The organism is Pseudomonas sp. TREG-RG-20F-10-E-6-01 (assembly GCF_022662455.1).
In the GTDB taxonomy this organism is placed as follows: domain Bacteria; phylum Pseudomonadota; class Gammaproteobacteria; order Pseudomonadales; family Pseudomonadaceae; genus Aquipseudomonas.
Genome location: NZ_JAKNQP010000003.1, coordinates 540,652 through 552,854, shown reverse-complemented (window position 1 = coordinate 552,854; position 12,203 = coordinate 540,652). Strand labels below are relative to the sequence as shown.

12 protein-coding genes are annotated in these 12,203 nt (G+C 61.2%); 8 read left to right on the top strand and 4 right to left on the bottom strand.

The features are described 5' to 3' along the window. The first annotated feature begins 212 nt into the window (after nt 1-212). A complete protein-coding gene (locus L8K08_RS12800; protein ID WP_145164526.1) occupies nt 213-992 on the top strand; it encodes an IclR family transcriptional regulator in 780 nt (259 codons plus the stop codon). 368 nt (nt 993-1,360) lie between these two features. Here the strand turns inward: L8K08_RS12800 and L8K08_RS12795 are convergent, their stop codons facing one another. Both L8K08_RS12795 and L8K08_RS12790 read right to left on the bottom strand, forming a co-directional pair. Beyond that, a complete protein-coding gene (locus tag L8K08_RS12795; protein WP_145164524.1) occupies nt 1,361-2,605 on the bottom strand; it encodes a saccharopine dehydrogenase family protein in 1,245 nt (414 codons plus the stop codon). A gap of 28 nt (nt 2,606-2,633) precedes the next feature. Then, nucleotides 2,634-3,731: a carboxynorspermidine decarboxylase gene (locus tag L8K08_RS12790; RefSeq protein WP_242197405.1), complete on the bottom strand. Its 1,098-nt coding sequence runs from the start codon at nt 3,729-3,731 to the stop codon at nt 2,634-2,636. Nucleotides 3,732-4,075: 344 nt separating this feature from the next. Between L8K08_RS12790 and L8K08_RS12785 the strand changes: the two genes are divergently transcribed. From L8K08_RS12785 to L8K08_RS12755, 7 genes are all read left to right on the top strand, one after another. Next, nucleotides 4,076-5,095 carry a LacI family DNA-binding transcriptional regulator gene (locus tag L8K08_RS12785; RefSeq protein WP_242197402.1) on the top strand — a complete coding sequence of 340 codons (1,020 nt, stop codon included), beginning with the start codon at nt 4,076-4,078 and terminating at the stop codon, nt 5,093-5,095. Further along, nucleotides 5,079-6,083, top strand: coding sequence for an ABC transporter substrate-binding protein (locus L8K08_RS12780; RefSeq protein WP_242197398.1), 1,005 nt, complete (start codon nt 5,079-5,081; stop codon nt 6,081-6,083). The genes L8K08_RS12785 and L8K08_RS12780 overlap by 17 nt, the downstream gene beginning before the upstream one ends. Further along, a complete protein-coding gene (locus tag L8K08_RS12775; RefSeq protein WP_242197395.1) occupies nt 6,084-6,869 on the top strand; it encodes an ABC transporter permease in 786 nt (261 codons plus the stop codon). Nucleotides 6,870-6,898: 29 nt separating this feature from the next. Beyond that, entirely contained in the window at nt 6,899-7,693 is a 795-nt protein-coding gene (locus L8K08_RS12770; RefSeq protein WP_242197392.1) for an ABC transporter permease subunit, read from the top strand. Next, nucleotides 7,690-8,721 carry an ABC transporter ATP-binding protein gene (locus tag L8K08_RS12765; RefSeq protein WP_242197389.1) on the top strand — a complete coding sequence of 344 codons (1,032 nt, stop codon included), beginning with the start codon at nt 7,690-7,692 and terminating at the stop codon, nt 8,719-8,721. Before L8K08_RS12770 ends, L8K08_RS12765 begins: the two co-directional genes overlap by 4 nt. A gap of 9 nt (nt 8,722-8,730) precedes the next feature. After that, a complete protein-coding gene (locus tag L8K08_RS12760) occupies nt 8,731-9,564 on the top strand; it encodes a phosphodiesterase (RefSeq protein WP_242197386.1) in 834 nt (277 codons plus the stop codon). Between the two features lie 137 nt (nt 9,565-9,701). Then, nucleotides 9,702-11,021 (top strand): OprD family porin, encoded by a 1,320-nt coding sequence (locus L8K08_RS12755; RefSeq protein ID WP_242197382.1) that lies wholly within the window; start codon nt 9,702-9,704, stop codon nt 11,019-11,021. 19 nt (nt 11,022-11,040) lie between these two features. Here the strand turns inward: L8K08_RS12755 and L8K08_RS12750 are convergent, their stop codons facing one another. Then, entirely contained in the window at nt 11,041-11,523 is a 483-nt protein-coding gene (locus L8K08_RS12750; protein WP_242197379.1) for a GNAT family N-acetyltransferase, read from the bottom strand. Beyond that, nucleotides 11,520-11,906 carry a GFA family protein gene (locus tag L8K08_RS12745; protein WP_242197376.1) on the bottom strand — a complete coding sequence of 129 codons (387 nt, stop codon included), beginning with the start codon at nt 11,904-11,906 and terminating at the stop codon, nt 11,520-11,522. Before L8K08_RS12745 ends, L8K08_RS12750 begins: the two co-directional genes overlap by 4 nt. Nucleotides 11,907-12,203: the final 297 nt, after the last annotated feature.

Genomic DNA, 12,203 nt, shown 5'->3' with positions numbered 1-12,203 from the left:
GTTACTCCAGAAGGAAAACGGATCGTCAGTACCGCAAGCGGTTGCTGATGAAACCGCAAGCTCTGTGCCATTTCGATTCAAATAAATCGTATGTTGGGTTGTAAAATCGACAAACTGAATCGCTCGTATCGATATGCGATATTTGGTGGTCTATTTTTGTGATCTGAGGTAAGAATATCGCCACGCCTGATCGACCTGACCGTGAGTCCGCCATGTCTGAAGAACGCAACAGCTTGCACAACCAATCCCTGGAAAAAGGCCTGTCGGTGCTCAAGGCATTCAGCGCCCAGCGCCGCAGCATGAGCCTTGCAGAGGTGGCCGAGGCCGCCGGCATGACCAAAAGTTCGGCTCAGCGCATGGTGTTTACCCTCGAGAGCCTGGGTTACCTTCGGAAACACTCGCGCACACGGCATTACCAACTCACACCGCGGGTGCTGGAGTTGGGTTTCAGTTATTTGGATGCGCATTCGTTGATTGAGGTGGCCAACCCGTTTCTGTCTGAGTTGACGCGCTTGACCGGCGAAACCTCGTGCCTGACCGAGCCTGCGGGCTACGACATGACCTACATCGCGCGGTTTGTCAGCGCGGGCTTCGTGCCGGTGCACATGCCGATTGGCTCGCGGGTGCCGATGTATTGCACGGCCTCGGGGCGCGCGTATTTGAGCGCGTTGCCGACGGATGAGGCGTTGGTGTTGATTGAGAGCAGCCAGCGCATTGCCCACACCAGCCAGACGCTGACTGAAGTCGACCAGATTCTTGAGTCGCTGCAACAGGTGCGGGAACAGGGTTATGCGGTGAACGGCCAGGAACTGTTCCTGGGCGACATGACCATCGGCGCGCCGGTGCTCGGCGCCAATGGCCGGCCGGTGGCGGCAGTGCACGTGGTGGCGCCGACCAGTCGGTGGAGTAGGGCAGATGCCGAGAAACAGCTGGCACCGGCGTTGTTGCAGTGCTCGCGGGCGCTGAGCAACTCGGCCAGAAATCTGGAATAACTCGACCTCTCAAATCCACTGCAAATCTACTGTGGGAGCTGGCTTGCCTGCGATAGCGGTCTTGCGGTGAAGGCTATGTTGGCCGGTCCATCGCCATCGCAGGCAAGCCAGCTCCCACACAGTGCGGTGTTTGTTCGATGCTTGCGTGCGCCAAGCCACTGGGGAATAACAGCCACAAATTAAAATGTGGGAGCGGGCTTGCTCGCGAAGGCGGAGTGTCGGTGCCGAATATGTTGACTGACACCCTGCATTCGCGAGCAAGCCCGCTCCCACATTTTGAATCTTCATTGGATTGCGGGTCTGTATATGCCCAAACAAAAAATGCGCCCCCAAGGGCGCATTTTTTTGTTCAGTCAGCAATCGCCTGTTCAGGCAATCGCATCCCACGCACGGTCACCGTTCTCGTCTTTGATCCGAGTCGGCAAGCCCATCACGTCCAGCGCTTTGAGGAACGGCTCAGCCGGCAGCTCCTCGACGTTGGCCATGTGCTTCACGTCCCACTCGCCACGTGCCACCAGCAGCGCTGCGGCCACCGGTGGTACGCCTGCGGTGTAGGAGATGCCCTGGCTGTCCGTTTCAGCAAAGGCTTCTTCGTGATCGGCCACGTTGTAGATGAACATTTCACGCGGCTGGCCATCTTTGCTGCCTTTGACCAGGTCGCCGATGCAGGTCTTGCCGGTGTAGCCAGGGGCGAGCGAAGACGGGTCGGGCAGTACGGCCTTGACCACTTTCAACGGCACCACTTCCAGGCCTTCGGCGGTTTTGACCGGTTTTTCGGAGAGCAGGCCGAGGTTTTTCAACACGGTGAACACGTTGATGTAGTGTTCGCCAAAGCTCATCCAGAAACGCACGTTGGGCACGTCGAGGTTTTTCGACAGCGAGTGCACTTCATCGTGGCCGGTCAGGTACAGGTTTTGCGAACCGACTACCGGCAGGTCGTCGGTGCGTTTGACTTCGAACATGGTGTTGCTGGTCCACTGGCTGTTCTGCCAGCTCCACACCTGTCCGGTGAATTCGCGGAAGTTGATTTCCGGGTCGAAGTTGGTGGCAAAGTATTTGCCATGGCTGCCGGCATTGACGTCGAGAATGTCGATCGAATCAATGCGGTCGAAATGCTGTTGCTGCGCCAGTGCGGCATACGCGTTGACGACACCCGGGTCGAAGCCCACGCCAAGGATGGCGGTGATGTTCTTCTGTTTGCACTCTTGCAGGTGGTTCCATTCGTAGTTGCCGTACCACGGCGGGGTCTCGCAGACCTTGCCCGGCTCTTCGTGGATGGCGGTGTCAAGGTAAGCAACGCCGGTATCGATGCAGGCGCGCAGCACCGACATGTTGAGGAAGGCGGAACCTACGTTGATGACGATCTGCGAGTCGGTCTCGCGGATCAGGGCCTTGGTCGCTTCCACGTCCAGGGCGTTCAGCGCGAAGGCTTGGATGTCGGCGGGCACCTTGAGGCTACCCTTGGCCTTGACGCTGTCGATGATGGCCTGGCATTTGGAGATGTTGCGCGACGCGATAGCAATACGACCGAGTTCGTCGTTGTGCTGCGCGCACTTGTGGGCCACCACCTTGGCGACACCTCCTGCACCAATGATAAGAACGTTCTTTTTCAATTGCTTTATCTCTCCTTTATCCGCCAGCTTACGAAAGGCTGGACAGGTAGTCGTCGTAACCAAATTCACGAACCACCTCGACAGTACCGTCGAGTTGTTTCACTACGATGGACGGCATTTTCAGGCCGTTGAACCAGTTTTTCTTGACCATGGTGTAGCCCGCGGTGTCGATGAACGACAGCCGATCGCCGATGGCCAGCGGACGATCAAATTGATACTCGCCGAAGATGTCCCCGGCCAGGCAGGATTTGCCGCACACCATATAAGTGTGTTCACCCTCGCTCGGCGCCAGCTTGGCGTTGAGGCGATAGATCAGCAGGTCCAGCAGGTGGGCTTCGATGGAGCTGTCGACCACGGCGAGGTTTTTGCCGTTGTAAAGGGTGTCGAGCACGGTGACTTCCAGCGAAGCGCTGTTGGTGATCGCTGCTTCTCCCGGTTCCAGGTAAACCTGCACGCCGTACTTCTCGGAGAACGCTCTCAAACGGGCGCAGAACGCGTCGATGGCATAGCCTTCGCCGGTGAAGTGAATGCCGCCGCCGAGGCTGACCCACTTGACCTTGTGCAGCAGCGCGCCGAAGCGTTCTTCGATGGTGCCGAGCATCTTGTCGAACAGGCTGAAATCGCCGTTCTCACAATTGTTGTGGAACATGAAACCGGAGATCTGCTCGATGACGCCTTCGATCTTCACCGGGTCCCATTCGCCCAAACGGCTGAATGGGCGCGCCGGGTCGGCCAGCAGGTAGTCGGAGCTGCTCACCTGTGGGTTGACGCGCAGGCCACGGGTCTTGCCTTCGCTGCGTTCGGCAAAGCGCTGCAGCTGGCTGATCGAGTTGAAGATGATCTTGTCGCAGTTCTCCAGCATCTCTTCGATTTCATCGTCGGCCCAGGCCACGCTGTAGGCGTGCGCCTCGCCTTCGAACTTCTGGCGGCCCAGCTTCAACTCATACAGCGACGACGAGGTGGTGCCGTCCATGTATTGCTGCATCAGGTCGAACACCGACCAGGTGGCAAAGCACTTGAGCGCCAGCAGAGCCTTGGCGCCGGACTGTTCGCGCACGTAAGCAATCTTCTGCATGTTGACCAGAAGTTTCTGTTTATCGATGAGGTAGTACGGCGTTTTGATCATTTTTGAGAGCCTGCGGCGGTGCCTGCCAAAAAAGGACACGCATTGTGCCCGCACTTGGATCAGATCGAAAGGTTAGCGGGCGGATTTTGCTGCGCCGGTTTCCAAGCATACCCGCGGAGTATGACTATCTGTGGCTACACACCGATCTGATGGGGGAGGGCGCTTGCCCCCGATTGCGGTGTGTCAGCCAGCGTGTTCTTTTTTGACCCACCGCTATCGGGGGCAAGCCCCCTCCCACATTTAGCACGGGGGCGCTGCCATCAAACCGTCATCTTGGCACCACGCTACTGCCACATTCCGCCGTTACTGTCCTCGCCAATGAGATCGATCTCAAGCGAGTGACCATGACTGACCTGAAAGACGTTGCGCAGCTGGCCGGGGTATCCCGCGCCACCGCCGCCCGCACCTTTGCTTCCCCCGACCAGGTGCGCCCGGCGACCCGTGAGCAAGTGTTCGCCGCCGCCCGCGAGCTGGGCTTTCGGCCGAACCTGCTCGGCCGCCAACTGCGCCTGCAAACCACCCAGCTGATTGGCGTGGTGGTGCCCAACCTGCTTAACCCGGTGTTTGCCGAACAGTTCCAGGCCATGGAGCGTGCCGCCCGGCTGCGTGGCTATAGCCTGCTGCTGGCGACCACCGACTACAGCAGCGAACGCGAAAGCATTGTGGTGGAAGAGTTGCTGCGCCAGCGCGTCGACGGGCTGGTGCTGACGGTCACCGATGCCGAAAGCAATAGCGTGCTCAACAGCCTTGCCAGCGAACAAACGCCGTTCGTGCTGGCTTATCACCAACCCAGCAACCCCAGCTACAGCGCCGTGTCGGTCGACAACCGCGCGGGCATGGCCCTGGCCACGCGTTATTTGCTCGAAGCCGGGCACCGGCGCATCAGCATGGTCGCCGGCCCCGCGTTGCAGTCCGACCGTGCGCGCCTGCGCTACGCCGGTTATTGCGACGCGATGCGCGAGTACGGGCTTAAAAGCCGCGCGGTGATTGAAATGCCGGCTCACACCCAGGCCGAGTTCGCGGCAATCGAGCCGTTCCTCCAAGGCCCGCAGGCGCCGACCGCGCTGGTGTGTTCCAACGATTTTCTGGCCATCAGCCTGATCGCCGAGTTGCGCCGCAACGCCTGGAATGTGCCCGAGCAACTCTCGGTGATGGGCTTTGACGGCATCGCCCTCGGCACCCAGATGCACCCGACGCTGTGCAGCGTGGTGCAGCCCATCGGCCTGCTGGCCAGCACGGTGATTGACCAATTGCTGGCGCAGATCGCCGGCAACGCCCCGATTTCCCATTGCCTGCCGTGCCATATCCGGCCCGGCGACAGCACTCAACCCTTTGAGGAGACACCTGATGCGCGCGTTCAGTAAAACCCTGGCAGCCGTGCTGCTGTGCGGCATGGCCAGCCTGGCCCAGGCCGCCGAAACCGCGATTTGCTACAACTGCCCGCCGGACTGGGCCGACTGGGGCAGCCAACTCAAGGCCATCGCCGCCAATACCGGCGTGCAGGTGCCGCTCGACAACAAGAACTCCGGGCAGTCGTTGGCGCAGTTGGTGGCGGAGAAAGCCGCGCCGGTGGCCGACGTGGTGTATTACGGCGTGACCTTCGGCTTGCAGGCGCAAAAAGCCGACGTGGTCGGCACCTACAAGCCCAAAGGCTGGGAGCAGATTCCGGCCGGTTTGAAAGACCCGGCGGGCCACTGGTTTGCGATTCACTCCGGCACCTTGGGCATCATGGTCAATGTCGATGCGCTGGGCGGTTTGCCGGTGCCGCAAAGCTGGGCCGACCTGCTCAAGCCTGAGTACAAAGGCATGGTCGGTTACCTCGACCCGTCCAGCGCGTTTGTCGGCTACGTCTCCGCCGTGGCGATCAACCGCGCCTTGGGCGGCGACCTGGATAACTTCGCCCCGGCCATCGACTACTTCCAGAAGCTCGCCAAAAACGCGCCCATCGTGCCCAAGCAAACCGCCTATGCGCGGGTGCTGTCCGGTGAGCTGCCGATTCTGGTGGACTACGACTTCAACGCCTACCGCGCGCGTTACAAGGACAACGCCAACGTTGCCTTCGTGATCCCCAAAGAAGGCAGCATCAGCGTGCCGTACGTGATGAGCCTGGTGGCCAACGCGCCGCACCGCGCCAACGCTGAAAAGGTCCTCGATTTCGTGCTCTCCGATGCAGGCCAGGCATTGTGGGCCAAGGCCTACCTGCGCCCGGTGCGCGCAATGAAAATGCCGGCCGACGTCGCCGCGCAGTTCCTGCCCGACAGCGACTACGCCCGCGCTGGCGTGGTGGACTACGAAAAAATGGCCGCTGTGCAGGAAGCCTTCGCCGCCCGTTACCTGAGCGAGGTCAAGTAAGTGGCAACCTCGGCAAAACATGCCGCCTGGGCACTGGCCCCGGCGTTTGCGGTGCTGTTCGCGTTCTGGCTGTTGCCGCTGGCGCATTTGATCATGCTGGGCACCGAGCGCCGCGACAGCAACGGCAGCGGCTATTGGCAGGTGCTCAGCAGCACGCAGTACCTGGGCAGCCTGGCGCAGACCTGCGTGCTGGCCGTGTTAGTGACGCTCACCGCGTTACTGATCGGCGGCATCAGCGGCGTGTTTCTCGCACGTCAGCAGTTCTTCGGGCGTTCGGCATTGGTGGCATTGCTCACCTTTCCATTGGCGTTTCCTGGCGTGGTGGTGGGCTTTCTGGTGATCCTGTTAGCCGGTCGCCAAGGCCTGTTTGCGGCCCTGGGCCTGCAACTGGCCGGTGAGCGCTGGATTTTCGCGTACTCGCTGGCGGGGTTGTTTGTCGGCTACCTGTACTTCTCGATCCCGCGGGTGATCCTCACGGTGATGGCCGCGTGCGAAAGCCTCGACCGCAGCCTGGAGGAAGCCGCGCACTCACTGGGCGCCGGGCATTGGCGCGTGGTGTGCGACGTGATCGTGCCGGGGCTGGCGCCTGCGTTGGCCTCGTGCGGGGCGATTTGTTTTGCCACGTCCATGGGCGCGTTCGGTACCGCCTTTACCTTGGGCACGCGGCTGAATGTCACGCCCGTGGCGATCTACAACGTGTTCACCAACTACGCCAACTTTGCCGTTGCCGCCGCGCTGTCGGTGGTGCTCGGTGCGGTGACCTGGGCGGTGTTGCTGCTCACGTGACGCCTGGTGAAAAACGCGGGGACGGTCCTGTGAAGCGCTCATCGCTGTTTGTGGTGCAACTGCTGTTTACCCTGCTGGTGTGTGCCTTCATGTTGGTGCCGGTGTTGATGTCGTTGCTGGCCGGGCTGACGCGTAATTTCTTCGTCGGCCTGTCCAGCGGCTTGACCTTCGACTGGCTGGTGCAGGTGTGGCAGGCCTATTCGCCCACGGTGTGGCTGTCGCTGCAACTGGCCCTGGCCTGTGCAGTGTGCGTGTGCGTGGTCGGCGTGCCGGCGGCCTATGCCTTGGTGCGCATGAACAACCGCTTCAGCCGCGCCTTCGAAGAGCTGATGGTGCTGCCGGTGGCGATGCCGGGTTTGGCCAGTGCGTTGGCGTTGCTGCTGACCTACGGCCAATTCGGCGGCTTTCGCAGCAGTTGGCTGTTCATCCTTGTCGGCCATGTGCTGTTCACCTTGCCGTTCCTGGTGCGCCCGGTGATGGCGGTGATGCAACGTCAGCAACTGCCGGTGCTGGAAGAGGCTGCCGCCAGCCTTGGCGCGGGGCCGATCAAGCGCTTTTTCAGCGTGGTGGTGCCCAATTGCCGGGCGGGCATTCTGGCCGGCGTGCTGATGGTGGTCACCCTGAGCCTGGGTGAGTTCAACCTGACCTGGATGCTGCACACGCCGATGACCAAGACGCTGCCGGTGGGTTTGGCCGACAGCTACGCCTCGGCGCGTCTGGAAATCGCCAGCGCCTACACCCTTATCTTTTTGCTGATGATCGTGCCGCTGCTGATTGCGTTGCAGGCCATCAGTGCTCGTTTGTCCCGTGGAGAGCGTCGATGACCGCTATCACTATTCGCCTGCAAGGCTGTCGCAAGGCATTCGCCGACGGCACCGTGGCCGTGCATGACCTGAACCTGAGCGTCGAAGGCGGCGAAACCCTGGCAATTCTCGGCCCGTCCGGCTGTGGCAAAACCACCACCTTGCGCCTGATTGCCGGCCTGGAACGCCCGGACGTCGGCCAGGTGTTTTTCGGCGATCAAGACGTCACGCGCCTGCCCATCGAGCGCCGTGATGTGGGCATGGTGTTTCAGAATTACGCGCTGTTTCCCAACCTGGATGTGGCCGGCAATATCGTCTACGGCCTGAAGATTCGCGGCGTGCCGGCGCCTGAGCGCGACAAGCGCTGCGAGGAACTGTTGGAACTGGTGGGTTTGCAACACCACGGCAAACGCAGCATCCATGAACTGTCGGGCGGCCAGCGTCAGCGTGTGGCCTTGGCCCGCGCGCTGGCGCCGCGTCCCAAAGTGCTGTTGCTCGATGAGCCGCTGGCCGCCCTGGATGCGCAATTGCGCGAGCGCCTGCGCAGCGAGCTGGATCAACTGCTGCGCGGGCTTGGCATCACCTCGGTGTTCGTCACCCACGACCAGGGCGAAGCCATGGCGCTGGGCGACCGCATCCTGGTGATGGAGCAGGGGCGTATCGCGCAACTGGCCAGCCCTCGGGAGATCTACCAGCAACCGGCCAATGCGTTTGTCGCAGGCTTCGTCGGCAACCTCAATGCCTTCTCTGTGCTGGCGCGGACTGCCCACGGCCTGAAAGTCTGCGGCGGCGAACTGCCGTGGCACGGCGCCGGCTTACCGAGCACCGTGTACTGCCGGCCCGAACACCTGCGCGTGATGGAAGACGAAGGGCACCTGCACGGCCATCTGGTCGCGCAGTTCTTTCAGGGCGCACAAAGCCGCCTGCTGGTGGATGTGGGCGGCTCGCAACCGCTGCTGGTGGACAGCAGCGACAACCAACTGCACCGCGTCGGCGCGCCGATTGCCCTGGCAATCGCGCCGCACGTGGTGTTCACCCTGAATGCGTGAGAGCTTATTTTGAACCGTCCGTTTCTTGTTGCGCAGATCAGCGACCTGCACCTTAAAGCCGGTAACCGCCTGACCTATGGGGTGGTCGATACCTTGGGCGCACTGCGCCGCGCCGTCGACCATCTGAACGCCAGTTACCCACGGCCCGATATCGTAGTGATCAGCGGCGACCTGGTGGATTTTGGCCGCGCCGATGAATACGCCGTGCTGCACCCGGAGTTGGCGCGCCTGCACATGCCGTGCTACCTGGTGCCCGGCAACCACGACACGCGCGGGCCGTTACTGGATGCGTTCGGCGATCACGCTTATCTGCCGACGTCGGCAGACGGCCCGCTGGATTGGGTCGTGGATGAGCATCCGTTGCGCTTGATCGGCCTGGACTCAACCATTCCCGGTGGTCACGGCGGCCAACTGCTCGACAGCCAATTGCAGTGGCTCGACGCGCAATTGGCGCTGCGCCCCGAGGCACCAACCTTGCTGATCCTGCATCACCCGCCGTTTAGCAGCGGCATCGGCCATATGGACCGCGAACCCTTTATCAACGCCGCCGCCCTGGAGCGCGTTGTCGCTCGTCACCCACACGTGGAGCGCCTGTTGTGCGGGCATTTGCACCGCCCGATGCAACGGCGTTTTGGCGGCAGCCTGAGTTGCGTGTGCCCCGGCACTTCGCACCAGATCGTGCTTGACCTGCAAGACGCCGCGCCTGCGCATTTCAACCTGGAGCCGGCCGGCTACCTGCTGCACCGCTGGGATGCACGGCACGGGTTGATCAGCCACAACGGCGTGTTCGGGGACTACCCGGGGCCGTATCCGTTTTATGACGCTCATGGATTGATTGACTGAGGTTTTACGGAGGTTCACTTCACTCAACTAAGCACTTAAACGTTGGTTAACGCGGCGGCCAACCTAAGTTGGTCGCGTGCATCCTGCTGCCCTTTTTACGCGCCCGGAACCTGGATTCCGCGCCGGAGTTCGTCCTGATGAAAGCTACTTTGAATGTACTGAGTGTATTAACCGGCGGCCTGGGTATTGCCCTGAGCCCCTTGGCCTCGGCTGATTTTTTGAGCGACAGCAAAGCCAACTTGGGCCTGCGCAACTTCTACTTCAATAACGATAACCGCGACGGCGCCGCCGCACCGTCGAAGACCGAAGAGTGGGGCCAGGCGTTTATCCTCAACTACCAGTCGGGCTTTACCGACGGTGCCGTCGGTTTTGGTCTGGACGCGGTCGGCATGCTCGGCGTAACCCTCGACAGCGGCGCTGGCCGCCACGTGGGCAGCTCGATGATCCCCACCGATGACGGCAAGGCAGCCGACAGATGGGCGCGCGGTGGCGCGACGGCCAAGGCGCGTTTTGCCAAAACCGAACTGCGCTACGGCTACCTGCGCCCGAACTTGCCGATCCTGGTGAGCAACGATGGCCGCCTGCTGCCGCAATCCTTCGAGGGCGCGCAGGTCACCAGCAAAGACATCGACAACCTGACGCTGATCGGTGGCCAGCTGCAACACACCACCGGCCGTGGCTCCAGCGATCGCAGTGGCCTGGCGGCCGCGGGTGGCACGCAAGAGAGCAATAAATTCAACTACGCAGGTTTCGACTACCAAGTGAACAAGGACCTGCTGGTCCAGTACTACTACGCCAACCTCGAAGACTATTACCAACAGCACTTTGCCGGGTTGATCCATGTATTGCCGTTGGGCGACTACGGCTCATTGAAAACCGACCTGCGTTATTTCAACACCACCTCCGACGGCAAGAACAGCACTGCCGCCGGGCGTGCCGAAGGGTATAAATTCAGCGGCTATACCCGGAAGGGCAACGGCGAAATCGACAACAACACCTGGAGCTCCGCGTTCATTTACTCGCTGGGCCCGCACGCGATCACCGCGGGTTACCAGCAAGTTTCCGACGACAGCAACTTTGCCCAACTCAACCAGGGTGGCCTGGTCAACAAAGGCGAGGGCGGTTCGAGCCTGTACCTTTACACCGACCGCACCGTGCAAACCTTCATCCAGGCCGGCGAACGCACCGCCTTTGCGCAATACGCCTACGACTTTGTCGCGCTGGGCCTGCCTGGCCTGAAGGCGTCGGTGATGTATTTGAAAGGCGACCATATCCTCACCACCGCCGGCAACACTGCCAGCGAATGGGAACGGGACATCTCCCTGGATTACGTGGTGCAGAGCGGCACGTTCAAAAACGTCGGCTTTGGCTGGCGCAACGGCGTGTCGCGCAGTGAAGTGGCGCGCGACCAGGATCAGAATCGGGTGTTTGTGAGTTATTCGATTCCGTTGCTGTAAGTGCGCGATGCACGGTGCCTCATGGCGCTTTTGAGGCCCGTGCTTTCAGCGCGATCAGTGACATTACGTGCGTCGCGTGGTCGTTATCGATACGTTGAAAACCGCAACGCAGATAGAACTGCGCGGCTTGCGGCGTATCGGTAGTGAGCCGTGCTTCCTGAAAATGCGCCGCCGCGTGCGCCAATAGCCGTTTGACCAAGGCTTTGCCAATTGCCTGCGCGCGCATGCTGGGCGCGATGTACACCCGGCGTAGCCGACCGACCCCAGGACCTGCATAGGGGTCACAGGACACACCGCCGACGCCAATCAGCTGGCCGTGGCGAAACACACCGAAAAGGCATTCACCCGGCTGATCAAACCGATTCGTACGGTTTTCCCATTCGCTGATAAGCCGCGTCAGGAACCTGAACCCTTCGGCGACAGCCTGCGCTTGCAGCGCGTGGATCTGCTCGGGAAGCTCTTCCAGTTTGCGTATCGCAATGTCTTCGCTGGCGTGGGTCACACAGTTTCTCCGCAAAACCACGCAGCTCTGGATTCAATGCAGCTGTGCGTCTGCTTGTGCGCAGTAAAAGGGCTATCGAGGGTGCCGACTGCGACGGATATCCATTCTGGAAAACGTCCATGGGCGTCAGACCAGAACAGCGATGATCCGCACCGCGAGCAGAATTGGCGAGTGACGCCCGCTGAAGATTCATAGCGTCGAAGCACATCCGCAGCGGCGTTGATACTGACGGCTGACCGAGGGGCGCTGGCATACGTGGCGAACGCCGCGCCGTGCGCTTTTTGGCATTTTTTGCAGTGGCAGTGGGTGACCGCCTTCAAAGGGGTCGACACCTGATAACTGATTGCGCCGCACAGGCAACTGCCTTGGGTCACTGCATCCATGTTTTTGTGCCTCCCAGTAAATACCGCCACAGTTTATTCCAGCGCGCCACGCCCAGGGTGAATGAGTTGCTGGGGTGAGCAGGGCGCTTGTGGCAAATCGACTTTGCGTGGCGAGCGGGCCTCTTGTGGCGAGCGGGCTTGCCCCGCGTTGGGGGGCGAAGCCGCCCTGAACCCGGCTGGCGCGATGTGCCTGACTGAATGCGGCGCTCTTATCGGGGCTGCTGCGCAGCCCAACGCGGGGCAAGCCCGCTCGCCACAGGGTGAACCACAAACGTACAAGATTCAGCGCAAAGCGCC